Origin of the sequence: Candidatus Nitrospira neomarina (assembly GCF_032051675.1) — a bacterium.
Classification (GTDB): domain Bacteria; phylum Nitrospirota; class Nitrospiria; order Nitrospirales; family UBA8639; genus Nitrospira_E; species Nitrospira_E neomarina.
In genome coordinates, this window is sequence record NZ_CP116968.1 from 4,194,743 (window position 1) to 4,217,514 (window position 22,772).

Below are 22,772 nucleotides of genomic sequence, written 5' to 3' on the forward strand. Positions count from 1 at the left end.
AACATAATCGGAGGAACGAACTTGGATAGTATCTATTCGCTTTTTGAAAAACCTCGTGATGCCGTTTCATTTGATGCCATGCGAATTCGTATCGCTTCGCCTGAGAAGATTCGCTCGTGGTCTTATGGCGAGGTAAAAAAGCCAGAGACGATCAACTATCGGTCCTTTAAGCCTGAACGGGATGGGCTGTTTTGCGCAAAAATATTCGGGCCAACCAAAGATTGGGAATGTAATTGCGGCAAATACAAGCGGATGAAGCACCGTGGAATTGTGTGTGATAAGTGCGGCGTGGAAGTCATCCAGTCAAAAGTTCGACGGGAGAGAATGGGTCATATCGAATTGGCTGCTCCTGTTGCTCACATCTGGTTTCTCAAGGGTGTGCCCAGCCGGATTGGCATTCTTTTGGATATGAGTTTAAAGCAGTTGGAGAAGATCCTCTATTTTGAGGCGTATGTGGTCTTGGATACCGGCAATACGAATTTGAAAGAAAGAGAGCTCTTGACGGAGGAAAGATATCGTGAGTGCGTCGAGGAGTACGGGGCCAATTCTTTTAAAGTGGGTATTGGTGCCGAAGCTATTCGTGAATTATTGCGCAAAGTAGATATTAATGCTTTGTGGGATGAACGGCATGTCAAGATAAAGAGTACGACATCCGCTGCGGTGGGGAAAAAACTTACGAAACGATTGAAGGTCATTGAGGCGTTTCATAAATCAGGAAATAATCCAGAGTGGATGATTATGGACGCCATTCCGGTGTTGCCACCTGAGCTTCGCCCACTGGTGCCTTTGGATGGAGGCCGGTTCGCGACTTCGGATCTTAATGATCTTTATCGTCGAGTGATTAATCGCAATAACCGTCTCAAGCGATTGGTGGAATTGAAGGCTCCCGGTGTCATTATCCGCAATGAAATGCGAATGCTGCAGGAAGCGGTCGACGCGTTGTTTGATAATGGGCGTCGGGGCCGGGTCATCCGTGGCGCCAATAAGCGTCCTCTCAAGTCTTTGAGCGATATGCTCAAAGGCAAGCAGGGGCGATTTAGGCAGAATCTCCTCGGAAAACGGGTCGATTACTCCGGGCGGTCGGTGATTGTGGTCGGTCCAGAATTACGGCTTAACCAATGTGGATTGCCCAAGAAAATGGCATTGGAATTATTTAAACCGTTTATCTTTCATAAACTGGAAGAGCGTGGAGCAGCAACGACAATCAAAAGCGCTAAGCGTTTGGTTGAGAAGGAGCGTCCAGAAGTCTGGGATGTCCTTGATGAAGTGATTCGAGAGCATCCGGTTATGTTGAATCGTGCTCCAACTCTTCATCGTCTTGGCATTCAGGCTTTTGACCCTATTTTGGTAGAAGGAAAGGCTATTCGCCTCCATCCCTTAGTCTGTGCGGCTTTTAATGCGGACTTTGATGGGGATCAAATGGCTGTGCATGTTCCGCTTTCAGTGGAAGCCCAAATTGAGGCTCGGGTATTAATGATGGCGGCCAATAATGTGCTTTCACCGGCCAATGGTCGACCCCTATCAATTCCCTCTCAGGATATGGTTTTAGGATGTTATTGGTTGACCAAGGATCGTGATGGTGCCCGAGGAGAGGGGAAGATCTTTTCCTCTACAGATGAGGTTCGAATTGCCTATGATTCGCAGGAAGTGGAAGAGCAGGCGAGAATAAAAGTACGAATTGATGGAGATATGATTGATACGACGGTTGGACGAGTGATTCTTTCTGAGGTGTTGCCAGGAAGCATGCCTTTTTCACACGTAAATCAGCTTATGACGAAAAAGGAGCTGACGAAACTGATTGATCGTGTGTATCGTCAAGCCGGTCTGCATGAAGTAGTCGTCATGCTTGATCAATTGAAAGATTTAGGGTTCTCCTATGCCACTAAAGCCGGCGTTTCCATTTGTATCGATAACATGCATATTCCGTCTCGCAAAAAGGAATTGATCGAGCGCGCCAAAGGAGATGTTTCCCAGGTTCAAGAGCAATACAGTGAAGGCCTGATTACTAATGGTGAGCGATACAACAAGGTTATTGATATTTGGGCCCATGTTGGCGAAGAAGTTGCTATTGAAATGATGAAGGAAATTAAAGAGGGAGGCGGGCGCGGCGCAGCAGAAGGTCTCAATCCTATCTTTATGATGGCGGATTCAGGCGCTAGAGGCAGTTCCCAGCAGATTCGGCAATTGGGAGGAATGCGCGGTCTTATGGCCAAGCCTTCAGGAGAAATTATTGAAACTCCTATTACCGCTAATTTCCGAGAGGGTCTCACGGTTTTACAGTATTTTATTTCGACGCATGGAGCACGGAAGGGGTTGGCAGATACAGCACTTAAGACGGCAAATTCCGGGTACCTCACTAGGCGTCTTGTGGATGCGGCTCAGGATGTGATTATCAGTGAGCCTGATTGCTTCACAACGGACGGAATTATCGTTTCGGCGTTAGTAGAGGGTGGAGAAGTGATTCAACCCCTGGATGAACGCATTCTTGGGCGGTTAACAGCAGAGGATGTGCTCGATCCCGTCACGCAGGAAGTCATTGTTAAAGCTCATGAAGAATTAGAGGAAGAGCTTTGTAAGACAATCGTTGAAGCGGGAATCGACCACGTAAAAATTCGTTCAGTTCTCACATGCCAATCTCGATGGGGGGTGTGTGCCAAATGCTACGGCAGAGATTTAGCACGCGGCCGCCTTGTAGAAAAGGGAGAACCTGTTGGAGTCATTGCGGCGCAGTCTATCGGTGAGCCAGGGACCCAGTTGACCATGCGGACGTTCCATATTGGAGGCACGGCCAGTAAGGTTGTGGAGCAAACGGTTCTGGCATCCAAGCATGATGGGACGATTAAATTTTTAAGTTTTGACGCAAAGAAAAATGCGGATTTTTATAATCCCAGTATGGCCGTAAAGACTCGACAAGGGGATTGGGTGGTAATGGTACGCAATGGCAAAGTTGCCGTAATTGATGAGACTGGCCGTGAACGGGAAAAATATCCGGTGGTGTATGGAGGAAAGATAAAAGTCCCAGATGGAGGAAAGGTCGAAGTAGGACAGAAGTTTGTGGAGTGGGATCCGTATTCACTTACCATCTTGACTGAAGTAGGGGGGAAGGTGGCTTTCGGTGATATTGCCGAAGGAGTCACCATGAAAGAAGAGGTGGATGAAGTCACTGGTTTATCGCGTCGGGTCGTCATCGAGCAGGCAGGGACCAATTTGCGTCCGCGGTTGTCCGTTAAGGACGAGTCAGGAAAAACCGCAAAGCTTTCATCTGGATCTCCCGCACGATACCTCCTGCCAGTAGGAGCTCATATTTTTGTGGAAAAAGGATCGACTGTATATCCTGGAGATGTGCTGGCAAAAATACCTAGAGAAACGACTAAAACAAAAGATATTACAGGAGGCTTGCCTCGGGTAGCTGAATTGTTTGAGGCGAGAAAGCCTAAGGAGCATGCGGTTGTCACCGAAATTGATGGAGAAGTGTCTTTCGGTGGTTTTGTGAAAGGCTTACGAAAGGTCGTCGTGGATAACAAGATTGGTGATGTAAAGGAATATTTTATCCCGCGTGGCCGACACGTAAATGTTCATGAAGGTGATTGGGTAAGAGCTGGTGAACCATTAATGGATGGGTCCGCTAATCCACATGACATTTTAAGCGTCTTGGGGCCAAGGGAGTTGCAGAAGTATTTGGTTGATGAGGTGCAAGAGGTTTACCGCCTTCAGGGAGTTGTGATTAACGATAAACACATTGAGGTCATCACCCGCCAAATGCTAAAAAAGGTGAGAATCGAGGATGCTGGCGATAGCGCGTTCTTGCCTGGCACTCAGGTCAATAAATCTGTTTTTGATGATGAGAATGAAAGGGTCATTTCCGAGGGCGGGCAGCCAGCACTAGGTAAGCCTGTCTTATTGGGAATCACAAAGGCTTCGCTAAGTACTGACAGCTTTATTTCCGGGGCTTCCTTCCAGGAAACAACCAGAGTTCTTACAGAGGCTGCTATTAATGGCCGTACGGATGATTTACGTGGCTTAAAAGAGAATGTGATCGTCGGAAGGTTGATTCCGGCTGGAACAGGTTGGGGGGAGTATCGCGAAACATTTGTGCCGAAGAGGACAGAGGAAGATGTAGCTCTGTCTTCCGAGGATCAGTCAAGTTTAAATAAAGTTCATACGTCAAGTGAAAAATAATTTTTAATGCTACGTTTCAGATGTAATGGCACCTTGACATAACGGAAATGAATCTATAAGATCACCCGGTTCGCCCCAATAAATTTTCGACTTTTTAAATTTATTAAAAAGAAATTGTAATTGGAATAATATGCCTACAGTAAACCAGTTGATACGTGTCGGCCGTAAGGCCATTAAAGCAAAGAGCAAGAGTTCCGCTTTAAATCAGTGCCCTCAGCGAAGGGGAGTCTGTCTTAGGGTATATACTACGACTCCTAAGAAGCCAAACTCGGCATTGAGAAAAGTAGCAAGGGTTCGATTGACGACGGGCCTTGAGGTAACTGCTTATATACCAGGTATGGGTCATAACCTGCAGGAGCATTCTATTGTTCTGGTGCGTGGCGGTAGGGTGAAGGATCTTCCTGGTGTCAGATATCATATGATTCGTGGAGCATTGGATGCCGTTGGGGTTGCTAACAGGAAGCAGGGGCGATCAAAGTATGGTGCAAAGCGCCCCAAGTAGTAGGTCCCGCGCTTTTACCTTCGCTTATTTAATTTAAAATTCGTTAATTCTTTAGGGGAAAAAATGCCACGTAGGCCACTCGTTCTTCGTCAAAAGGTTGTCCAGGATGCCAGATATAAGGATCAAGTCGTTGGCAGGTTTTTGAATATTCTTCTGCAGGACGGAAAGAAGAGTACGGCTGAGCGGGTTTGTTACGGGGCATTTGATATTGTCAGGGAAAAGACGGGGGATGAACCACTTAAGGTCTTCCATGCTGCATTGGGAAACGTCAAGCCAATGGTAGAAGTGAAGTCAAGAAGGGTCGGGGGAGCGTCTTACCAGGTGCCTGTAGAAATCCGTCCTGTGCGTCAGGTGGCTTTGGCCTTGAGGTGGATTAAGCAAAGTGCGTTGGCTCGAAGTGGTAAGAGTATGAGGGAGAAATTGGCGGCGGAGTTAATGGATGCTGCTAATAATAACGGTTCGGCGGTAAAGAAGAGGGATGAGACGCACCGGATGGCTGAAGCCAATAGAGCTTTTGCTCATTACCGGTGGTAGTGTTTGAATATTGGTGCTGCGGGGGAGCTTGTCGTTTCCTAAGCGGAGATGGTTTTTTCTCTGTTTATCTATAATGAGCTTTGCCCTTGCCGGCATTGTTGTGTGAGGAATTTGTGTCAACAGATTTCATTTTAAGTCGGACTCGGAATATTGGCATCATGGCCCATATTGATGCCGGCAAAACTACGACTACCGAACGTGTCCTCTATTATACGGGGGTTTCCCATAAAATTGGTGAAGTCCATGAGGGCGCGGCAACAATGGATTGGATGGAGCAGGAGCGGGAGCGAGGGATCACGATTACTTCCGCCGCCACCACCTGTTTCTGGAAGGAAAATCGGATTAACATAATCGACACGCCTGGTCATGTTGATTTCACTATTGAGGTAGAGCGGTCCCTCCGAGTGCTTGATGGAGCTATAGCTGTATTCGATTCGGTTCAGGGAGTGGAGCCCCAATCAGAGACGGTGTGGCGACAGGCAGATAAGTATCAAGTTCCACGAATTGTGTTTATGAATAAAATGGACCGAGTGGGCGCTGATTTTTTTGCAAGCGTTCAGTCTTTAATTGATCGACTGGGGGCCAAGCCGATTCCCGTACAATTGCCTTTAGGGAAAGAGGATGGTTTGCGAGGGGTAATTGACCTTCTGCTTATGAAAGCGTTGGTTTTTGATGATGAGACCCTTGGTGCGGCTTATTCTGTCCAGGAAATTCCTGATGACTATTTAGAGTTGGCAAAAGAATATCGCGAGAAATTGTTGGATTCTGTAGTTGAGTTTGATGAAGGGGTGATGGAGCGATATTTGGCTGGTGAGGTTCTGGCTGTAGATGAGGTAAAGCGGGCAATACGGGCAGGGACGATAGGATTGAAAATTAATCCAGTCTTTTGCGGATCGGCTTTTAAGAATAAAGGTGTTCAGCCGTTGCTTGATGGTGTGGTTGATTATCTCCCTTCTCCGGTAGACCTCCCTCCCGTTGTTGGTGTTGATCCTCATTCCGAAGCAGAGTTAACCAGAAAGCCAGAGGATAGTGAGCCGTTTGCTGCTTTAGCATTTAAAATAATGTCGGATCCTTTTTCCGGTCAATTAACGTATTTTAGGGTGTATTCAGGGAAATTGTCCGCTGGATCCTATGTGTACAACGTGGCAAAGGGAAAAAAGGAGCGAATAGGGCGCCTATTAAAGATGCATGCCAATAAGAGAGAGGAGATCGATGAGGTCTCTGCTGGTGATATTGCGGCAGCCGTGGGTCTCAAGGACACTCGAACAGGTGACACTCTTTGTGATGAGAAGCATCAAATTTTGTTGGAAGTAATAAAATTCCCCGAGCCCGTTATTTCTTTGGCTGTCGAGCCAAAGACCAAGCAAGATATGGATAAGTTGGGGTATTCTTTGGAAAAGCTGGCTCAGGAAGATCCTTCCTTCCAGGTGAAATCAGATGATGAGACAGGGCAAACGATCATATCTGGTATGGGGGAATTGCATCTTGAGATCATTGTTGATCGTCTTCTTCGTGAATTTAAAGTTCAGGCGAATGTCGGGAAGCCTCAGGTAGCTTATCGTGAAACCATCAAGGGAAAAGCGGAAGCTGAGGGGAAGTATGTAAAGCAGACCGGTGGTCGTGGTCAGTACGGCCATGTGTGGCTGAGGGTGGAGCCGGCAGAGTCTGGTGTCGGTTTAGAGTTTGTAAATAAAATTGTTGGGGGAACGGTTCCCAGGGAATATATCGCTCCGGTGGAAAAAGGGGTTCGAGAGCGAATGGAGAGTGGGATTCTTGCTGGATACCCATTGCGCGATCTTCGTGTCACGTTGTTTGATGGTTCTTTTCATGAAGTGGACTCGAGTGAGATGGCCTTTAAGATTGCTGGGTCAATGGCATTGGTAAGTGCCTGTCAAAAAGCGGATTTGGTTTTGTTGGAGCCGGTAATGAAGGTTGAAGTTCTTGTTCCTCAGGATTTTATGGGTGATGTGATAGGTGATTTAAATAGTCGGCGCGGAAAAATTCACGGAATGCGTGCAAGGGGAACTTCGCAAATTGTTGATGCTGCGGTCCCATTGAGTGAGATGTTTGGGTATTCCACGGATTTAAGATCAAAGACCCAGGGACGTGCCACGTACAGTATGGAGTTTGAGTCTTATGAGGTGGTGCCAAAGCTTATGGCTCAGCAAATTATAAAAAAGAATCAAGGGGAATAGTTTTCCTCTGGTATATTTTTCAATTCGGTAAGGCAAGGAATTCAAGAGGAGGTAGGGCATGGCGAAGGCGAAATTTGAGCGGAAGAAGCCGCATGTCAATGTGGGGACGATCGGGCACGTTGACCATGGGAAGACGACCCTGACGTCGGCCTTGACGAAAGTGATGGGCGATACGGGGAAGGCGAAGTTTGTTCCCTATGATGAAGTCGCCAAGGCGAGTGAGAGTCAGGGGCGACGGGATCCGACCAAAATTCTCACCATTGCCATCTCCCATGTGGAATATGAAACCGACAATCGCCATTATGCGCACGTCGACTGCCCGGGGCATGCGGACTATGTGAAGAACATGATTACCGGGGCGGCGCAAATGGATGGGGCGATTTTGGTGGTCAGTGCGGCCGATGGGCCGATGCCGCAAACGCGGGAACATATTTTGTTAGCGCGGCAGGTGGGCGTCCCGTTTATCGTGGTCTTTTTGAATAAAGCGGATAAAGTTGAAGACAAGGAATTGCTGGAGTTGGTGGAATTGGAAGTGCGGGAGTTGCTGACGAAGTATGGCTTTCCGGGCGATGATGTGCCGGTGGTCATCGGGTCAGCGATTAAGGCCATCGAAGGGGATCAGAGTGAGGTGGGTGTGCCGTCGATTATGCGCTTATTGGAGGCGGTCGATAGTTACATCCCGACTCCCCAGCGAGCCATTGATAAGCCGTTTCTGATGCCGATTGAAGATGTCTTTACCATCAGCGGGCGGGGGACGGTGGTGACGGGCCGGGTGGAGCGTGGCGTGGTCAAGGTGGGGGATGAAATTGAGATTGTGGGGCTGAAGCCGACGCAGACGACGATTGTCACGGGCGTGGAAATGTTCCGGAAGGTGTTGGATGAGGGACAGGCGGGTGACAATATTGGAGCGCTGTTGCGGGGCACGAAGAAAGAGGATGTGGAGCGCGGCATGGTGTTGGCCAAGCCGAAGAGCATTACGCCGCATACGAAATTCAAGGCGGAAGTGTATATTTTGACGAAGGAAGAGGGTGGACGGCATACGCCGTTTTTTAATGGCTATCGTCCGCAGTTTTACTTCCGGACGACAGATGTTACGGGAGTGGTGCAATTAAACCCGGGGGTGGAGATGGTGATGCCGGGGGATAATGTGTCGTTTGAGGGTGAACTGATCTCCCCGATTGCGATGGAGCAAGGGGTGCGATTTGCAGTGCGAGAAGGGGGCCGAACGGTCGGAGCCGGGGTGGTCACGGAAATCGTCGCGTAAGAAATACTGGTGAAGTGGAAAGGGTAGGTTTTTGTGGATCGAGACCGCAGAATACGAATTCGATTAAAAGGGTTTGATTATAGGGTATTAGATCAATCTCTTCGTGAGATTGTGGATACCGTTCGTCGGAGTGGCGCTCGCATTGCTGGTCCTGTGCCTCTGCCTACGAGAATTGAGAAGTGGACCGTCCAGAGATCAACTCACGTTGACAAAAAATCACGGGAGCAGTTTGAGATTCGTACTCACAAACGATTGCTGGACATTATGGAGCCGACTCCCGAGACTATGGACGCGCTGATGAAGCTTAATTTGGCGGCCGGGGTGGATGTAGAAATTAAACTATAGGTTTCTGGTCAAGGCTTCCCTTAGTTACAGTCAACTTAATTTAGGTAATTATCGAATTATGGTTAAAGGGTTGATAGGTAAAAAATTAGGTATGATCCAGGTTTATGATAAGGAAAGACGCCTTATTCCTGTGACGGTTATTGAAGCTGGCCCCTGCGGAATTGTGCAGGTCAAGAAGAAAAGTACAGATGGCTATGATGCCGTGCAGATTGGGTTTGATGAAGTGCCGGAACGAAAGCAGACGAAACCTCAGTTAGGGCACATGAAGAAAGCAGGAAATAAGGTTTGGCGTCATTTGAGAGAGTTTGGTTCAGCCGGTGAAGCGCAAGTGGGTTCCCAGGTTGACGTAAATTTGTTCTCTGAGGGTGAATCAATCAATGTTGAGGGAGTTTCTAAAGGAAAAGGATTCCAGGGAGTTATGAAGCGGCATAATTATGCCGGTGGCCCAGCATCCCATGGATCGATGTTTCATCGGGCCCCTGGGTCCATCGGGTCAAGTTCTTTTCCTTCAAGAGTATTAAAGAATAAAAAACTCCCCGGTCACATGGGGAATAAACAAATTACTGTAAGAGGATTAACGGTTTTTGGAATAAAGACCGAGGAAAACATACTCTTAATTACAGGTTCTGTCCCTGGTCCGGTTGGAGGGGTGGTCATCGTAAGGAAGGTCAGCTGATGCAATCTATTGATGCTTTTCCTGTATTTGGCCCAGACTCTCGGCCTGTAGATAAAGTTGATTTGACGAATGGGGTTTTCAGTTCGTCGGTTAATCCCTCATTGGTTCACCGCGCAGTGGTGATGCAGCGGTCAAGTGCTCGGCAGGGTACAGCGTCTACGCTTGGTCGTGGGGAAGTAAGGGGCGGCGGTAAGAAACCATGGAAGCAAAAGCATACGGGTCGGGCAAGATCCGGATCAAGTCGATCTCCGATTTGGAGGGGCGGCGGTACAGTTTTCGGGCCGAAGCCTAGATCGTATTCATCCACCTTGCCAAAGAAAATGTATAGGGCGGCCTTAAGAGGAGCTCTGGCAGCCAAGGCTGGAGATGGATTGGTGGTCTTGGGCGACTTGGTACTTCCTGAATTGAAAACTCGTGAATTGGTTAAGTCCTTATCCAATGTCGGGGCGAGTGGGAAGGTCCTATTAGTCATTCAGGAGGAATTGGCTGATATTTTTCGTATTGGAAAAAATGTAAAGAATCTTAAAATTCTTCATGGTAAGGACCTTAATGTATATGACGTGCTTTGGTGTGAAAAATTGGTTGTAACCAAGGCAGAGCTGGAACGAATTCAGGAAATTTGGGTGTAACGTGAATCCACATGATGTTTTAATTCGTCCTTTGTTAACAGAAAAAATTACCGCAATACGCGAGATTAAGAATGGTATTGCGTTCTCCGTGCATCGTCAGGCGACTCGGATTGATATTCGAAGAGCCGTGGAGAAGGTGTTTAGCGTTAAGGTGGCTTCGGTGAATGTGATGAATGTTAGGGGCAAAAAAAAACGACAAGGTCGTTTTACTGGGAAGAGATCGGATTGGAGGAAGGCCTTCATTACATTAAAAGAGGGCGAAAAAATAGAATTGTATGAAAGTGCCTAGTGGATTTTATTTTTTGTCAATTCCTGAAATAAAGAGAGTTCGTTTATGCCAATAAAAGAATATAATCCAACGTCACCTGGCCGAAGGGGAATGTCGGCTGTCACCGGTGAGGGGTTATCGCGTAAAAGACCGGAAAAAGCCCTTACCAGTTTTAAATCTAAATCTGGTGGGAGGAATAACTCTGGAAGAATTACTTCCCGATTTAAAGGTGGTGGGCATAAGCGCCTCTATAGGAAAATTGATTTTAAACGGGATAAATTAAACATTGTAGGCAAGGTGGCCGGAATTGAATATGACCCTAATCGATCGGCTCGAATTGCACTTTTGCATTATGCGGATGGGGAAAAACGCTATATCCTGGCTCCTTTGGGTTTGAAGGTCGGGGATTCAGTTAAAGCTGGTACTGGGGTAGACGTGAGGGTGGGAAATGCTTTGCCTCTTATGGAAATGCCTCTTGGTATAGTTGTGCACAATGTAGAGTTAAAGCCGGGTAAGGGAGCCCAATTAGTTCGGAGTGCAGGGGCTTCGGCTCAGGTGATGGGCCGGGATGAGGGCTATGTCCAGATTCGTTTAACGTCTGGTGAAATGAGGAAAATACTCGGAACATGTATGGCCACGATCGGGCAGGTCGGGAATTCTGACCATAATAACGTCACCATTGGGAAAGCTGGTCGATCTCGATGGTTAGGGCGTAAACCCCATCAACGGGGAGTGGTGATGAATCCGGTTGACCATCCCCATGGCGGTGGTGAAGGAAAGTCCGGTCAAGGGAATCCGCATCCTGTTTCACCGTGGGGTCAGCCGACAAAGGGGTTTAAAACAAGAAAGCCGCGAAACCAAAGCTCGCGTTTTATAATTGCCGGTAGAAAGAAAAAGTCCCGTTAATTTAAGGGGGAATCGATGCCAAGGTCAGTCCATAAAGGTCCATTTGTCGATGACCATATTGCAAAAAAAGTTGAAAAGGCCAGAGAGGGAAGAGAGTCCAAGGTAATAAAAACCTGGTCGAGACGGTCGACAATTATTCCAGATATGATCGGCTTAACTTTTGCGGTCCATAACGGAAAGAAATTTATCCCGGTTTTTATTACCGACAATATGGTGGGTCATAAATTGGGTGAATTCGCTCCGACGAGATTTTTTAAGGGACATGGTCATGCCAGGAGTGAAAAGGCTGTTGCGTTAAAGTAAAAAATTTTCGGTTTTCTTAAGTCATAGGTATTTGAGCAAGGTAGAAAAAATATGGCGGAAGCTAAAGCAATTCTTCGACATGTAAGATTGGCCCCACGTAAGGCAAGGTTGATTGTTGATATGGTTAGGGGAAGGAATGCGGCTGAAGCATTAGCCATATTGAAATATACCCCCAGGTCAGCGGCCAGGGTGGTTGAGCAATTACTCTTTTCGGCAGTATCTAACGCCGGGCAGAAGGATTTGGGTGACCCAGAAAATCTTCGAATCGCCAGAGCGTATGTGGATGGTGGTCCAATATATAAGCGCTTTCGCCCTCGATCAATGGGAAGGGCTAACCCTATTCATAAGAGAACGAGTCATATAACAATCGTTGTGAGTCCGGCTGGGTAGTGGTGCCTATTTTTCAAATCTTGGGAGTTAAGGGGGAGAAAGAATAGATGGGTCAAAAGACGCACCCGTATGGTTTCAGATTGGGTTATACCAGAACATGGCATTCGCGATGGTATGCAAAAAAAGACTTTGCGAAGTTGCTTCACCAAGATTTGTCCATTAGGGACGTGGTTAAAAAACGTTTGTATCATGCTGGCATATCCAGCGTGGAAATAGAGCGATCTGGCAATCAACTTAAATTGATCATTCATACTGCTCGTCCCGGAATTATCATAGGGAGGAAGGGCGCTGAGGTTGATAAATTGAAAGCCACGCTTGAAAAAGAGTATGGCAATGAAGTTTTTGTAACGGTGAAAGAAATTAAGAAGCCAGAGCTGGATGCTCAGCTGGTTGCAGAGAACATTGCCACCCAATTGGAAAAGCGGGTCTCATTTCGTCGTGCGTTGAAGCGAAGCGTGGCCTCTGCTTTGAGACTTGGAGCTTTGGGGATTAAGGTGTATTGCGCTGGTCGGCTGGGAGGACATGAAATTGCCAGAACTGAGTGGTATCGAGAGGGTCGAGTTCCCCTTCATACTCTGAGGGCGGATGTTGAATATGGATTTGCCGAGGCCAAAACCGCCATGGGCCAAATTGGGGTAAAGGCTTGGATATTTAAAGGTGATGCTCAAATACCTTCTTTGGAAAAGTCGGAGCCTTCATTAGGTTTTTTATAAAGATGGTAATGATCTAAGTGATTGGAGTATTTGAAAGATGTTAGCTCCGAAAAGGGTTAAATTCAGAAAGGTTCAAAAGGGCCGGATGCGTGGTAAGGCCTACCGTGGTGGGGAAATCGCCTATGGAGTATTCGGCCTTAAGGCCATGGAGCCAGGAAGAATTACGGCCAGGCAAATCGAAGCTGCTCGTATCGCGATGACCAGACATGTCAAGAGGGGTGGGAGGATTTGGACCAGAATTTTCCCTGATAAGCCCATTACTAAGAAGCCTGCGGAAGTTCGAATGGGAAAAGGAAAGGGGAACCCTGAATATTGGGTTGCCCCGGTAAAGTCTGGAAGGATTTTGTTTGAAATGGATGATGTTACGCAAACCGTTGCAGAAGAGGCATTGCGTTTGGCAGGGCATAAATTACCTGTGGCCACAAAATTTGTTATTCGTGGAGAGATACCTGTTTTGTAGGTATTGGATATGGAAATGGACGAAATAAAAAATTTAGAAAAAAGTGAGTTGTTTGAAAAAATAAATAAATTGAAGCAGGAATTGTTTCATTTTCGGAGTCAATTGGCATTAGGACGCATGGAAAATCCAATGCGAATACGTGAGACAAGAAAAGATATCGCCAGGGTTAAAACTGTTCTTCGCCAAAAGGCTAATTAGTCAACCAAGACTTTGTAAGGAAAGTTAATTAATTATGACACAGACCAGGGCTCTGCCCCGATCACTTACGGGAAAAGTAGTTAGTAATAAAATGCAAAAAACCGTTGTGGTTGAAGTTATTCGCATAGAGCGTCATTCTCTGTATGGAAAAGTGTTGAGAAGAAAGACAAAGTTAAAGGCTCACGATGAAGTGAATCAATGCCAAATAGGAGATCAGGTTCATATTGTCTATGCGCGGCCTTTAAGTAAGACCAAGCATTGGCGAGTTTCTGAGGTTTTAAGTAAACGAGTGGCTTCCTAGAATTCTGGGTATGTGTTTTAAATATTTCTTCGGTTAATAAGAAATAGAGAAACCTAATGATACAAAATTATACTTATCTAGACGTGGCCGATAATTCAGGCGCAAAAAATGTGATGTGTTTTCATGTGCTGGGTGGAACGAAGCGCCGGTATGGGTCTTTAGGGGACATCATTGTGGTGGCCGTAAAAGAGGCAATTCCAAAGGCATCAGTTAAAAAAGGTGACGTCATGAAGGCCGTCATTGTCCGAACTAAAAAAGGCCGTCGAAGAGAAGATGGTTCTCATATCAAATTCGACAGGAATGCGTGTGTTTTAGTTAATGCTCAAGGTGATCCTGTTGGGACTCGTATCTTTGGGCCCGTTGCAAGAGAATTAAGAAAGAAAAAGTACATGAAAATTATATCTCTGGCTCCAGAAGTCATTTAGGGTAGGTTAATATGGCTGAAAAATTTCGGATAAAAAAAGGCGATTTAGTTATGGTTATCGCTGGTAAGGAGCGTGGTAAGACGGGGAAAGTCCTCCAGGTTCAAACAAAAGATGCCAGGGTCACAGTTGAAAAGCTAAATATAATTAAGCGACATACAAAACCAAACGCTAAAAATAAGCAGGGGGGAATCCTTGAGCGGGAAGGTTTTATGGCGATTTCCAATGTCATGGCATTTTGTGATTCTGTTAAAAAACCTTCAAGAATGAAAATGAAAACTTTTGATGATGGACGGAAAGTCCGTGTTTATCAAAAAGCACCAAATGAAGTTTTGGATAAAAGCTGATGAAATCAAAATCTGTAACCAAACAAGCAGCCAAAGAAAAGGAAAAGGCCGTCGGTTCCTCTGCGGTTAAACCGAAGGATTATATTCCACGGATTAAGGCAATGTACCATGAACAGGTTATCCCTGCCATGATGAAGGAATTTGGGTATAAAAACCCAATGCAGGTGCCTCGAGTGGAAAGGATCGTCTTAAATATTGGTATGGGGGAAGCCGTTCAAAATGTAAAATTATTGGAAAGTGCCGCGGCCGAACTTGAACAAATAACCGGGCAAAAGCCTGTCTTGACTCGATCAAAAAAAGCCATCGCGGGATTCAAATTGCGTGAAGGAATTCCGATAGGAGCGAAGGTTACCTTAAGGGGCGCAAGGATGCATGAGTTTTTGGACCGGTTGGTATCAGTGGCTTTACCCAGAATTCGTGATTTCCGTGGGATCTCGCCAAAAGCTTTCGATGGACGAGGGAACTATACGCTCGGCTTAAAAGAACAGCTGGCGTTTCCTGAAATAAAATATGATGATGTTGCATCAATCCATGGGATGGATATTACGTTTGTTACTACCGCTCAACGGAATGATGAAGCCAAATCTTTATTGGCCCACTTAGGAATGCCTTTTCGGAAACCCTAAGGAGGGAAAGGAGCGAACGTGTCAAGGTTAGCACTAAAAAATAAGGCAAAACGAAAGCCAAAATTTGCATGCCGCCACTATAATCGTTGTCCGCTTTGTGGGCGCGTGAGAGGATTTTTGCGTCGCTTCCTTATGTGTCGAATATGTTTTCGTTTCCTGAGTTTGCGTGGTGATATCCCCGGCGTAACCAAATCCAGTTGGTAGCGTATTTGTTAAACAATTTTTGGTAGCAATTGGCAAATAATTCAATATGAGGTTTTTAGCATGTCGATGACTGATCCTCTCGCAGATTTATTCGTGCGAATCCAAAATGCGGGAAGCCGTGGCCACGATTTGGTTAAAATCCCATCTTCTCGGGTTAAAAAAGATATCCTGCGAATTTTCAAGGAAGAGGGATTCATCCGTGACTATAAAGCGGCTACGGGTGCCAATGGGCACCCAGTTATTGAAGTTTCTCTTCGATATGCTCCTGGTCGCCAAAAAAAATCATTCATAACCGGGATAAAACGGATCAGTAAGCCGGGGTGTAGAGTATATGCGGGAAAGGAAGATCTTCCACGAGTGATGCGGGGATTGGGAATGGCTATTCTAACCACTGATCGTGGATTATTAACTGATGAACAATGCAGAAGTTCCCAGGTTGGCGGTGAAGTTTTATGCCATGTGTGGTGATTGTGGATACCTTTTTTACTGGAATTTTTAATTAATAGGTTAATCATGTCGAGGATTGGACGAAAGCCGATAGCAATTCCCAAGGGCGTCGAAGTGCAGGTCATTGATGGGAACGTTTTAGTGAAGGGGCCGCTGGGCCAACTCCAGTGGGGTCTGAGCCCGGGAATAGAAGCCAGTATAGAGAAGGAAGTAGTTTCGTTGTCCAGAACCGACGATTCAGCAAAACTAAAGGCGCTACATGGGCTAACAAGGGCGGAGCTTGCTAATCAGTTCAAGGGAGTCAAAGAGGGTTTCCAGGAAAACCTTGAGGTGATGGGGGTTGGATACCGAGCGCAAATTCAAGGAAGTGAATTAAGTTTCTCTGTCGGATATGCTCATCCGGTGTCAATAAAATTGCCAAAAGGAGTCGAGGCGTCTGTTGACAAGCAAACATCAATTTCTCTTAAGGGCATTGATAAACGAATCGTCAGCTTGGTGGCAGCTCAAATTAGAAGTATGAAGGTTCCGGATGTGTACAAGCAAAAAGGTATAAAGTATGTTGGTGAAATCCTTCGCAAAAAAGCTGGCAAAGCCGGCAAAAAGTAGGTTGAACTTGTGAATATACTGGAAAAACAAAAAAGGTTGCATAAGCGGAGTCGGCGGGTGCGGTTGCGTATTGTAGGTTTATCTTCTCGTCCACGATTAAGTGTGTTTAGAAGTAATTCTCATATTTATGCCCAAATTATCGATGATGCGGATGGACGTACCTTGGTTTCGGCGTCATCCTGTGACCCTGGCTTAAAGGATAAAATAAAATCAGGTGGAAATATTGAAGCAGCCAAGATGGTGGGACAGGCAATTGCTGAACGGGCAAAGGCCATACCAATTGAACTAGTGGTATTTGATCGGGGTGGCAGATTGTATCATGGCCGGGTCAAGGCGTTAGCCGATGCTGCTCGTTCAGGTGGGTTAAAATTTTAATCTTGCTCAGCCCCAACTTTTGCTAAAGGGAAGGATTCACTTCTGTGAGGGTTAATGTTGAAGAGCTCAATTTAAAAGATAAGCCGGTGGTGATTAACCGTGTGGCCAAAGTGGTGAAAGGGGGGAAACGGTTTTCCTTTTCAGCCTTGGTTGTTGTGGGCGATGGCGATGGTTGGGTTGGTGTAGGAAAAGGTAAAGCGACCGAAGTTCCATCTGCCATAGCTAAGGCCGTGGCTCACGCAAAAAAAAATCTAATCAGGATTCCCCTTAAAGCTAATACTATTCCCCATGAGGTGCATGGATATTTTGGTGGAGAGCATATCGTCTTGAAACCAGCAAAACAAGGTACGGGTATCATCGCTGGAGGAGCGGTACGTTCGTTACTGGAGGTGGCTGGTGCTCAGAATATCGTTGCGAAAACCCTAGGTCGTGGGAATCCGTTTAATGCCGTGAGGGCAACTATTGAAGGTTTGAGCCAACTGCGTGATCCCTATGAAGTAAGAGAGATGCGTCGAACGGCCGTCGGGATGGAAGATTAATTGAAATAAAAAACCAGTGAGGAAACCTGGAAATCATGGTAACACCAGCTAATCTCTCAATCACATTAAAGCGGAGCACAATAGGCCATCCAGATAAGATGCGTGTGGTTTTATTGGGGCTCGGACTTAGGAAAATAGGACAGACTGTCAGTCGTCCTGATACAGAACAGGTACGTGGATTAATTTATAAGGTCAGGCATCTTATTGAGGTTGCTGTTTCATGAAACTACATGATTTACATCCGTCTCCTGGGTCAAAAACCAAGAAAAAACGCCTTGGCCGTGGGCCTGGTTCCGGGTTAGGGAAGACAGCCGGGAAGGGGCATAAAGGGTTATTGGCCCGTTCCGGTCGAGCTAATCAAGCTGGTTTTGAAGGTGGACAAATGCCACTTGCCCGCAGATTGCCCAAACGTGGGTTTACAAATATTTTTCGGATACAATATTCGGTGGTAAACCTTAAGGATCTAGTTTCGCAGGAAAATACCACCAATTTTAACCCAACAGTTTTTAAGGAAATCGGTTTAACAAAAGGGCGGAACCTCCTTGTCAAAATACTTGGTACTGGGGAAATTGATCGACCGATTGTTGTTGAAGCGCATAAATTCAGTGATACTGCCAGACAGAAAATTGAGAATGCCGGTGGGCAAGTAAAGGTGATCGGCCGTGCTTGAGCGGCTTATCACAAGCCTTCAAAATATCTTCAAAATTCCGGAGTTGCGTAGCCGGGTAATATTTACCTTGTCTATGCTTGCAGTTTATCGGATTGGGGCTCATGTCCCCACTCCCGGAATCAATAATGAAGAGCTTTTCAAGTTTCTCACCGAAAGAGGAGGGGCCCTCATGGGCTTCCTTGATATCTTTTCGGGAGGCGCTTTATCAAGGCTTACTATTTTCGCATTGGGCATTATGCCCTATATTAGTGCCTCGATTATATTACAGCTTCTCACGGTAGTTGTTCCGCATCTTTCGAAATTAGCAAAAGAAGGTGAGCGAGGAAGAAAGACTATCATTCAATACACCAGGTATGGAACGATCCTAATTGCCTTGATCCAAGGATTTGGTATTGCTCTCGGCTTGGAAGGAATGAATGATGGAGCATTTGTTCTTGACCCTGGCTGGCCTTTTCGGTTGATGACAGTGATTACGTTGGTAGCTGGTACGGCCTTTCTGATGTGGTTAGGAGAGCAAATAACTGAACGGGGTGTTGGAAATGGTATTTCTCTTATAATTTTCTCCGGCATAGTTGCCAGTCTTCCAAGTGCAGTTGTTCAAACCTTTGATTTATATCAGGTTGGTCAAATCAGTCTACTTTTACTATTAGTCCTTGGTGTCGTTATGCTGGCAGTTATGGGGGCTATTGTTTTTTTAGAAAGTGGACGAAGAAAAATCGCGGTGCAATATGCCAAGCGAATTGTGGGGAGGCGGGTATATGGGGGACAAAATACCCATATTCCTTTGAAAATCAATACGGCTGGTGTAATTCCGCCAATTTTTGCCTCTTCAATTATTGCGTTTCCGGCCACAATTGCCAGTTTTATACAAGTACCGTGGGTTCAAAGCATCGGGTCCCAACTAGCTCCAGGATCCTTACTTTATACAATGTTATATGTTGGAATGATTATCTTTTTCTGTTTCTTCTACACAGCTGTGGTGCTAAATCCTGTTGATATGGCTGACAACATGAAGAAATATGGTGGATTTATCCCAGGGATACGACCTGGGCAAAAGACTGCAGACTTTATTTATAAGGTTTTAACCAGAATTACATTTGCTGGAGCTATTTATTTAGCCATCGTATGCGTTATTCCAGAATTATTGATTTACCGACTTAATATGCCTTTTTATTTTGGGGGTACCTCACTTTTAATTGTCATCGGGGTGGGGTTGGATACGGCCCAACAAATAGAAAATCATATGCTCATGCGGAATTATGAAGGTTTTCTTGGAAAAGGGTCCTTAAAAGGGAGAAGTGGGTAACAGAATGAGGGTTGTTTTTTTAGGCCCTCCTGGAGTTGGAAAAGGGACTCAGGCAGATTTTATTGCCAAAAAGTTCTGTATTCAAAAACTTTCAACAGGAGATTTGCTGAGAGAGAGCGTTGAAAGGCATACCAAACTTGGAATTGAAGCAAAACTTTTCATGGATCGTGGTGAATTAGTTCCTGATGATGTCGTGATTGGGTTAGTTGAAGAAAAATTAAGTTCTCCTGAATGTCGAAATGGGTTTCTGTTAGATGGATTTCCTCGAACGGTAGCCCAAGCCAATAAGTTGTCTTCGTTTTTGCAAAAGAATGAGGAGGCCATTGATCGGGTGGTATATTTTTCCCTTCCCCAGGCGGATATAATTGAACGAATAAGCGGGAGACGAAGTTGCCCCAAATGTAAGGCCGTATATCATCTGAAGTCCATCCCACCAAAAAAAGAGGGGGTGTGCAATGTATGTGAAATACCCCTTATTCAGCGAAATGATGATAAGTCGGAAACCATACAATCCCGATTGGTGGTATATCAAAAACAAACAGAGCCCTTAATCCAATATTATAAGGAAAGGGGAATTCTTTCCGAATTGGATGGATCAGGGTCAGTCTCTGAAGTTCGGGAGCGATTGGTAGCTCTCCTAACGCAACCCGGATAGAATGATCATCATAAAAACGGCTGAGGAAATTGAACTCATTGCTCGTGCCGGTAAAATTGTTACCCAATGTCATCAATTGCTGGTTCAGGAAGTAAAGCCCGGTATAACGACACTGGAATTAGATAGACTTACAGAGGAATGTATTCTAGATTTGGGCGGAATTCCAGCATTTAAAGGGTATAGGAACTATCCCAATAGCCTCTGTGCATCCATTAATGAAGAAGTAGTGCATGGAATACCCTCAAAGCGTGAATTGAAGGACGGAGACATTATTGGATTGGATGTGGGCGCCATTGTGGAAGGGTTTTACGGAGATGGAGCTGTGACGGTATCAGTTGGGGCGGTGCCTGAGAATACTCAATCATTGGTTGCGGTCACTCAAGAAGCCTTACATAAAGGAATTGAACAGGCTGTTGTGGGTAATCGCCTTTCGGACATATCATTTGCAATTCAAACGCATGTAGAAAGGCATGGGTATTCGGTTGTCCGTGATTTTGTGGGTCATGGTATTGGGCGTCAGTTGCACGAAGAACCGCAAGTTCCAAATTATGGGAGACCCGGACAGGGGCCACGTTTAAAGCCTGGGATGGCCCTTGCTATAGAACCAATGGTAAACCTAGGAGGATCTGCAGTCAAAGTCCTTAAAGACGGATGGACGGCAGTGACTTGCGATAGATCACTCTCTGCTCACTTTGAGCATACCATCACAATCGAAGCGAATGGTCCACCTCGCATTTTAACAGGATGGTCCTAGGTTGGAGGTCAAATAAATTTCCTCATGGGGAAAGAAGATATTATTGAAGTACAAGGGTCGGTTACTGAAACTTTGCCGAATGCGATGTTTCGGGTTCAGTTGGAAAATGGGCATAAAATTTTAGCTCATATTTCTGGAAAGATGCGAATGCATTTTATAAGAATTTTGCCAGGAGATAAGGTGACAGTGGAACTATCTCCATATGACCTGACTCGTGGACGGATTACCTATCGGTTTAAATAGAGGTTGTTATCGTGAAAGTCAAATCATCAGTAAAACCTATTTGTGTTAAATGTAAGGTCATTCGCCGCAAAGGCGTTGTAAGGGTGCTCTGCACAAACCCCAAACACAAGCAGCGACAAGGCTGAGATGCGTTGATGTTCGTTAGGGATTGATTAAGTTAATCCCCAAAGAAGAGAGGAAAGTAAGCAATGGCTCGAATTGCAGGCGTAGAGTTGCCGGTAGGAAAACGGATTGACGTTGGATTAACCTATATTTTTGGGATTGGTCCGGCCAGTTCGCGAGATATATTACGAAAGACAGGAGTGGCTCCTGAAACAAGGGTAAAGGACCTGCATGAAGATGAGGTCGTCCGTTTACGTGAGACAATTGATAAGGAGTATGACGTAGAGGGTGACCTAAGGAAAGAGGTCACGATGAGTATTAAGCGTTTGATGGATATTGGCACTTATCGAGGGTTACGACATCGGAAGGGTTTACCGGTGAGAGGCCAAAGGACGAAAACAAATTCACGAACGAGAAAAGGACGACGTGGAGCGATTGGCGGAAAAGTCAGGAAATAAGCTGCTGAAAGGGATCTTTCATGAGTGTTAAAAAGGGAAAAAAGAAGGAAAGAAAAGTTTTACAGGTTGGGATCGTGCATATCATGGCCTCTTTCAATAATACTATCGTGACGATCACGGATATGACCGGTGGAGCTGTAACCTGGGCAAGTGCAGGTAGCCAGGGATTTAAGGGATCCAGAAAGAGTACGCCTTTTGCCGCTACGCGTGCCGGTGAAGTGGCTGCAAAAAAAGCCATGGAGTTTGGCCTTCGACAAGTGGATGTCTATGTGAATGGCCCTGGATCTGGACGAGAAGCCGCAGTGAGGGCACTTCAGTCCGCTGGCTTGCGGGTCAATCTTATTCGTGATGTGACACCGATACCTCATAATGGGTGTCGGCCTCCAAAACGAAGACGGGTCTAATTTCTTAGGGGGATCTTTTTACATTATCGGTTTTTCGTGAACTGGAGATAGGGGGAGAAAGTCCATGGCCAAATATACTGGTCCTGTATGTCGGTTATGTCGGCGTGAAGGGGTAAAGCTATTTTTAAAAGGGACCAGGTGTATGACTGAAAAATGCGCAATTGAGCGTCGAAGTTATCCACCTGGACAGCATGGGCAATCGCGCCGAGGGCGTGCGACGGAATACGGCACGCAGCTTAGGGAAAAACAAAAGCTTCGACGTGTGTATGGTATGCAGGAACGTCAATTCCTCAATACCTACCACCGAGCAGTTCGCCGGAAAGGCATTACGGGCGAACATTTGTTGAGTCTCCTTGAACGCAGGCTTGATAACGTTGTCTATCGCCTAGGTTTTGCTTCATCACGCGGCCAAGCGAGACAATTGGTCAATCACGGCCATGTGATGTTGAATGGCCGAAAAGTCACGATTGCTTCGGTAACTGTGAACATTGGGGATATTATCGAAATTAAGGAAAAGAGTCGTCAGCTTGTACCGGTCCAAGCCGCTCTAGAAATTACTAGTGGCCGGGGAGTGCCGAATTGGTTAGAGATGGAGCGAAATATATTGAAGGGTACCGTCCAAGCCATTCCCACTAAGCAGGACATTGATGTATTGGTCAATGAACAAATTGTAGTGGAGCTGTACTCACGGTAATTGTATTGCCGGAGATAGAGCGGATGTTGCGAATTGATCACTTACATGGCCTTGGGA

Annotated in this window: 34 protein-coding genes; all 34 read left to right on the forward strand. The window is 46.0% G+C overall.

Going from position 1 to position 22,772, the window contains the following annotated elements; translation table 11 throughout:
* Positions 1–21: 21 nt before the first annotated feature.
* The 34 genes from rpoC (at position 22) to rpsD (ending at position 22,715) form a co-directional block, all read left to right on the forward strand.
* The gene (rpoC, locus tag PQG83_RS18090) at positions 22–4,179 is read left to right on the forward strand and encodes a DNA-directed RNA polymerase subunit beta' (protein WP_376753539.1); all 4,158 of its coding nucleotides are present in this window, start codon (positions 22–24) and stop codon (positions 4,177–4,179) included.
* 130 nt (positions 4,180–4,309) lie between these two features.
* On the forward strand, positions 4,310–4,681 hold the full coding sequence (gene rpsL, locus PQG83_RS18095; RefSeq protein ID WP_312646250.1) for a 30S ribosomal protein S12: 372 nt from the start codon (positions 4,310–4,312) through the stop codon (positions 4,679–4,681).
* A gap of 63 nt (positions 4,682–4,744) precedes the next feature.
* Complete coding sequence (gene rpsG / locus PQG83_RS18100; protein ID WP_312744081.1) at positions 4,745–5,215, forward strand: 30S ribosomal protein S7; 471 nt, start codon at positions 4,745–4,747, stop codon at positions 5,213–5,215.
* A gap of 113 nt (positions 5,216–5,328) precedes the next feature.
* The gene (fusA, locus tag PQG83_RS18105; RefSeq protein WP_312744084.1) at positions 5,329–7,410 is read left to right on the forward strand and encodes an elongation factor G; all 2,082 of its coding nucleotides are present in this window, start codon (positions 5,329–5,331) and stop codon (positions 7,408–7,410) included.
* Positions 7,411–7,468: 58 nt separating this feature from the next.
* Complete coding sequence (gene tuf, locus PQG83_RS18110) at positions 7,469–8,674, forward strand: elongation factor Tu (protein ID WP_312744067.1); 1,206 nt, start codon at positions 7,469–7,471, stop codon at positions 8,672–8,674.
* Between the two features lie 33 nt (positions 8,675–8,707).
* Positions 8,708–9,019: a 30S ribosomal protein S10 gene (rpsJ, locus tag PQG83_RS18115; protein ID WP_312646254.1), complete on the forward strand. Its 312-nt coding sequence runs from the start codon at positions 8,708–8,710 to the stop codon at positions 9,017–9,019.
* A 58-nt stretch (positions 9,020–9,077) separates the two neighbouring features.
* On the forward strand, positions 9,078–9,695 hold the full coding sequence (gene rplC, locus PQG83_RS18120) for a 50S ribosomal protein L3 (protein WP_312744089.1): 618 nt from the start codon (positions 9,078–9,080) through the stop codon (positions 9,693–9,695).
* The gene (gene rplD / locus PQG83_RS18125) at positions 9,695–10,324 is read left to right on the forward strand and encodes a 50S ribosomal protein L4 (RefSeq protein WP_312744090.1); all 630 of its coding nucleotides are present in this window, start codon (positions 9,695–9,697) and stop codon (positions 10,322–10,324) included. The genes rplC and rplD overlap by 1 nt, the downstream gene beginning before the upstream one ends.
* A 1-nt stretch (position 10,325) precedes the next feature.
* Positions 10,326–10,613, forward strand: coding sequence for a 50S ribosomal protein L23 (locus PQG83_RS18130; RefSeq protein ID WP_312744092.1), 288 nt, complete (start codon positions 10,326–10,328; stop codon positions 10,611–10,613).
* Positions 10,614–10,658: 45 nt separating this feature from the next.
* Positions 10,659–11,498 carry a 50S ribosomal protein L2 gene (gene rplB / locus PQG83_RS18135; RefSeq protein WP_312744094.1) on the forward strand — a complete coding sequence of 280 codons (840 nt, stop codon included), beginning with the start codon at positions 10,659–10,661 and terminating at the stop codon, positions 11,496–11,498.
* 15 nt (positions 11,499–11,513) lie between these two features.
* The gene (gene rpsS / locus PQG83_RS18140) at positions 11,514–11,801 is read left to right on the forward strand and encodes a 30S ribosomal protein S19 (RefSeq protein ID WP_312646260.1); all 288 of its coding nucleotides are present in this window, start codon (positions 11,514–11,516) and stop codon (positions 11,799–11,801) included.
* Between the two features lie 51 nt (positions 11,802–11,852).
* Positions 11,853–12,191, forward strand: a complete 339-nt coding sequence (gene rplV / locus PQG83_RS18145; RefSeq protein WP_312646261.1) for a 50S ribosomal protein L22 — start codon at positions 11,853–11,855, stop codon at positions 12,189–12,191.
* A 47-nt stretch (positions 12,192–12,238) separates the two neighbouring features.
* Positions 12,239–12,904 (forward strand): 30S ribosomal protein S3, encoded by a 666-nt coding sequence (gene rpsC, locus PQG83_RS18150; protein ID WP_312646262.1) that lies wholly within the window; start codon positions 12,239–12,241, stop codon positions 12,902–12,904.
* A 37-nt stretch (positions 12,905–12,941) separates the two neighbouring features.
* Positions 12,942–13,364 carry a 50S ribosomal protein L16 gene (gene rplP / locus PQG83_RS18155; protein WP_312744097.1) on the forward strand — a complete coding sequence of 141 codons (423 nt, stop codon included), beginning with the start codon at positions 12,942–12,944 and terminating at the stop codon, positions 13,362–13,364.
* A gap of 9 nt (positions 13,365–13,373) precedes the next feature.
* A complete protein-coding gene (gene rpmC / locus PQG83_RS18160) occupies positions 13,374–13,562 on the forward strand; it encodes a 50S ribosomal protein L29 (protein WP_312646264.1) in 189 nt (62 codons plus the stop codon).
* A gap of 34 nt (positions 13,563–13,596) precedes the next feature.
* Entirely contained in the window at positions 13,597–13,863 is a 267-nt protein-coding gene (gene rpsQ / locus PQG83_RS18165; protein ID WP_312744101.1) for a 30S ribosomal protein S17, read from the forward strand.
* A gap of 56 nt (positions 13,864–13,919) precedes the next feature.
* Positions 13,920–14,288: a 50S ribosomal protein L14 gene (gene rplN, locus PQG83_RS18170; RefSeq protein ID WP_312646266.1), complete on the forward strand. Its 369-nt coding sequence runs from the start codon at positions 13,920–13,922 to the stop codon at positions 14,286–14,288.
* A gap of 11 nt (positions 14,289–14,299) precedes the next feature.
* Positions 14,300–14,632 carry a 50S ribosomal protein L24 gene (gene rplX, locus PQG83_RS18175; RefSeq protein WP_312744104.1) on the forward strand — a complete coding sequence of 111 codons (333 nt, stop codon included), beginning with the start codon at positions 14,300–14,302 and terminating at the stop codon, positions 14,630–14,632.
* Positions 14,632–15,258, forward strand: coding sequence for a 50S ribosomal protein L5 (gene rplE, locus PQG83_RS18180; RefSeq protein WP_376753540.1), 627 nt, complete (start codon positions 14,632–14,634; stop codon positions 15,256–15,258). The genes rplX and rplE overlap by 1 nt, the downstream gene beginning before the upstream one ends.
* Before the next feature lie 18 nt (positions 15,259–15,276).
* Positions 15,277–15,462, forward strand: a complete 186-nt coding sequence (locus PQG83_RS18185) for a type Z 30S ribosomal protein S14 (RefSeq protein WP_312744107.1) — start codon at positions 15,277–15,279, stop codon at positions 15,460–15,462.
* A gap of 60 nt (positions 15,463–15,522) precedes the next feature.
* Positions 15,523–15,930: a 30S ribosomal protein S8 gene (gene rpsH / locus PQG83_RS18190; protein WP_312744109.1), complete on the forward strand. Its 408-nt coding sequence runs from the start codon at positions 15,523–15,525 to the stop codon at positions 15,928–15,930.
* Positions 15,931–15,975: 45 nt separating this feature from the next.
* Positions 15,976–16,515: a 50S ribosomal protein L6 gene (rplF, locus tag PQG83_RS18195; RefSeq protein WP_312744112.1), complete on the forward strand. Its 540-nt coding sequence runs from the start codon at positions 15,976–15,978 to the stop codon at positions 16,513–16,515.
* A gap of 18 nt (positions 16,516–16,533) precedes the next feature.
* Entirely contained in the window at positions 16,534–16,890 is a 357-nt protein-coding gene (gene rplR / locus PQG83_RS18200; protein ID WP_376753610.1) for a 50S ribosomal protein L18, read from the forward strand.
* 44 nt (positions 16,891–16,934) lie between these two features.
* Entirely contained in the window at positions 16,935–17,429 is a 495-nt protein-coding gene (gene rpsE, locus PQG83_RS18205; RefSeq protein WP_312744114.1) for a 30S ribosomal protein S5, read from the forward strand.
* Positions 17,430–17,464: 35 nt separating this feature from the next.
* Positions 17,465–17,653 (forward strand): 50S ribosomal protein L30, encoded by a 189-nt coding sequence (gene rpmD, locus PQG83_RS18210; RefSeq protein WP_312744116.1) that lies wholly within the window; start codon positions 17,465–17,467, stop codon positions 17,651–17,653.
* Positions 17,650–18,099 (forward strand): 50S ribosomal protein L15, encoded by a 450-nt coding sequence (rplO, locus tag PQG83_RS18215; protein ID WP_312744117.1) that lies wholly within the window; start codon positions 17,650–17,652, stop codon positions 18,097–18,099. The genes rpmD and rplO overlap by 4 nt, the downstream gene beginning before the upstream one ends.
* Positions 18,092–19,405 carry a preprotein translocase subunit SecY gene (secY, locus tag PQG83_RS18220; RefSeq protein WP_312744118.1) on the forward strand — a complete coding sequence of 438 codons (1,314 nt, stop codon included), beginning with the start codon at positions 18,092–18,094 and terminating at the stop codon, positions 19,403–19,405. The genes rplO and secY overlap by 8 nt, the downstream gene beginning before the upstream one ends.
* A gap of 4 nt (positions 19,406–19,409) precedes the next feature.
* Complete coding sequence (locus PQG83_RS18225) at positions 19,410–20,060, forward strand: adenylate kinase (protein WP_312744120.1); 651 nt, start codon at positions 19,410–19,412, stop codon at positions 20,058–20,060.
* A gap of 1 nt (position 20,061) precedes the next feature.
* Positions 20,062–20,814 carry a type I methionyl aminopeptidase gene (map, locus tag PQG83_RS18230; protein ID WP_312744122.1) on the forward strand — a complete coding sequence of 251 codons (753 nt, stop codon included), beginning with the start codon at positions 20,062–20,064 and terminating at the stop codon, positions 20,812–20,814.
* Positions 20,815–20,838: 24 nt separating this feature from the next.
* On the forward strand, positions 20,839–21,057 hold the full coding sequence (infA, locus tag PQG83_RS18235; RefSeq protein ID WP_312646279.1) for a translation initiation factor IF-1: 219 nt from the start codon (positions 20,839–20,841) through the stop codon (positions 21,055–21,057).
* 11 nt (positions 21,058–21,068) lie between these two features.
* Positions 21,069–21,182, forward strand: coding sequence for a 50S ribosomal protein L36 (rpmJ, locus tag PQG83_RS18240; protein WP_312646280.1), 114 nt, complete (start codon positions 21,069–21,071; stop codon positions 21,180–21,182).
* Positions 21,183–21,245: 63 nt separating this feature from the next.
* Positions 21,246–21,617: a 30S ribosomal protein S13 gene (gene rpsM / locus PQG83_RS18245; protein WP_312744123.1), complete on the forward strand. Its 372-nt coding sequence runs from the start codon at positions 21,246–21,248 to the stop codon at positions 21,615–21,617.
* 20 nt (positions 21,618–21,637) lie between these two features.
* A complete protein-coding gene (gene rpsK / locus PQG83_RS18250; RefSeq protein ID WP_312646282.1) occupies positions 21,638–22,021 on the forward strand; it encodes a 30S ribosomal protein S11 in 384 nt (127 codons plus the stop codon).
* Between the two features lie 64 nt (positions 22,022–22,085).
* Positions 22,086–22,715, forward strand: a complete 630-nt coding sequence (rpsD, locus tag PQG83_RS18255) for a 30S ribosomal protein S4 (protein ID WP_312744125.1) — start codon at positions 22,086–22,088, stop codon at positions 22,713–22,715.
* Positions 22,716–22,772: the final 57 nt, after the last annotated feature.

What these genes read in the sequence shown, in the direction of transcription:
- rpsL (WP_312646250.1), top strand. Translation starts at nt 4,310, where the DNA reads ATGCCTACAGTAAACCAGTTGATACGTGTCGGCCGTAAGGCCATTAAA.
- rpsG (WP_312744081.1), top strand. Translation starts at nt 4,745, where the DNA reads ATGCCACGTAGGCCACTCGTTCTTCGTCAAAAGGTTGTCCAGGATGCC.
- tuf (WP_312744067.1), top strand. Translation starts at nt 7,469, where the DNA reads ATGGCGAAGGCGAAATTTGAGCGGAAGAAGCCGCATGTCAATGTGGGG.
- rplC (WP_312744089.1), top strand. Translation starts at nt 9,078, where the DNA reads ATGGTTAAAGGGTTGATAGGTAAAAAATTAGGTATGATCCAGGTTTAT.
- rplD (WP_312744090.1), top strand. Translation starts at nt 9,695, where the DNA reads ATGCAATCTATTGATGCTTTTCCTGTATTTGGCCCAGACTCTCGGCCT.
- rplB (WP_312744094.1), top strand. Translation starts at nt 10,659, where the DNA reads ATGCCAATAAAAGAATATAATCCAACGTCACCTGGCCGAAGGGGAATG.
- rpsS (WP_312646260.1), top strand. Translation starts at nt 11,514, where the DNA reads ATGCCAAGGTCAGTCCATAAAGGTCCATTTGTCGATGACCATATTGCA.
- rplV (WP_312646261.1), top strand. Translation starts at nt 11,853, where the DNA reads ATGGCGGAAGCTAAAGCAATTCTTCGACATGTAAGATTGGCCCCACGT.
- rpsC (WP_312646262.1), top strand. Translation starts at nt 12,239, where the DNA reads ATGGGTCAAAAGACGCACCCGTATGGTTTCAGATTGGGTTATACCAGA.
- rplP (WP_312744097.1), top strand. Translation starts at nt 12,942, where the DNA reads ATGTTAGCTCCGAAAAGGGTTAAATTCAGAAAGGTTCAAAAGGGCCGG.
- rpmC (WP_312646264.1), top strand. Translation starts at nt 13,374, where the DNA reads ATGGAAATGGACGAAATAAAAAATTTAGAAAAAAGTGAGTTGTTTGAA.
- rpsQ (WP_312744101.1), top strand. Translation starts at nt 13,597, where the DNA reads ATGACACAGACCAGGGCTCTGCCCCGATCACTTACGGGAAAAGTAGTT.
- rplN (WP_312646266.1), top strand. Translation starts at nt 13,920, where the DNA reads ATGATACAAAATTATACTTATCTAGACGTGGCCGATAATTCAGGCGCA.
- rplX (WP_312744104.1), top strand. Translation starts at nt 14,300, where the DNA reads ATGGCTGAAAAATTTCGGATAAAAAAAGGCGATTTAGTTATGGTTATC.
- rplE (WP_376753540.1), top strand. Translation starts at nt 14,632, where the DNA reads ATGAAATCAAAATCTGTAACCAAACAAGCAGCCAAAGAAAAGGAAAAG.
- rpsH (WP_312744109.1), top strand. Translation starts at nt 15,523, where the DNA reads ATGTCGATGACTGATCCTCTCGCAGATTTATTCGTGCGAATCCAAAAT.
- rplF (WP_312744112.1), top strand. Translation starts at nt 15,976, where the DNA reads ATGTCGAGGATTGGACGAAAGCCGATAGCAATTCCCAAGGGCGTCGAA.
- rpmD (WP_312744116.1), top strand. Translation starts at nt 17,465, where the DNA reads ATGGTAACACCAGCTAATCTCTCAATCACATTAAAGCGGAGCACAATA.
- rplO (WP_312744117.1), top strand. Translation starts at nt 17,650, where the DNA reads ATGAAACTACATGATTTACATCCGTCTCCTGGGTCAAAAACCAAGAAA.
- PQG83_RS18225 (WP_312744120.1), top strand. Translation starts at nt 19,410, where the DNA reads ATGAGGGTTGTTTTTTTAGGCCCTCCTGGAGTTGGAAAAGGGACTCAG.
- map (WP_312744122.1), top strand. Translation starts at nt 20,062, where the DNA reads ATGATCATCATAAAAACGGCTGAGGAAATTGAACTCATTGCTCGTGCC.
- infA (WP_312646279.1), top strand. Translation starts at nt 20,839, where the DNA reads ATGGGGAAAGAAGATATTATTGAAGTACAAGGGTCGGTTACTGAAACT.
- rpsM (WP_312744123.1), top strand. Translation starts at nt 21,246, where the DNA reads ATGGCTCGAATTGCAGGCGTAGAGTTGCCGGTAGGAAAACGGATTGAC.
- rpsK (WP_312646282.1), top strand. Translation starts at nt 21,638, where the DNA reads ATGAGTGTTAAAAAGGGAAAAAAGAAGGAAAGAAAAGTTTTACAGGTT.
- rpsD (WP_312744125.1), top strand. Translation starts at nt 22,086, where the DNA reads ATGGCCAAATATACTGGTCCTGTATGTCGGTTATGTCGGCGTGAAGGG.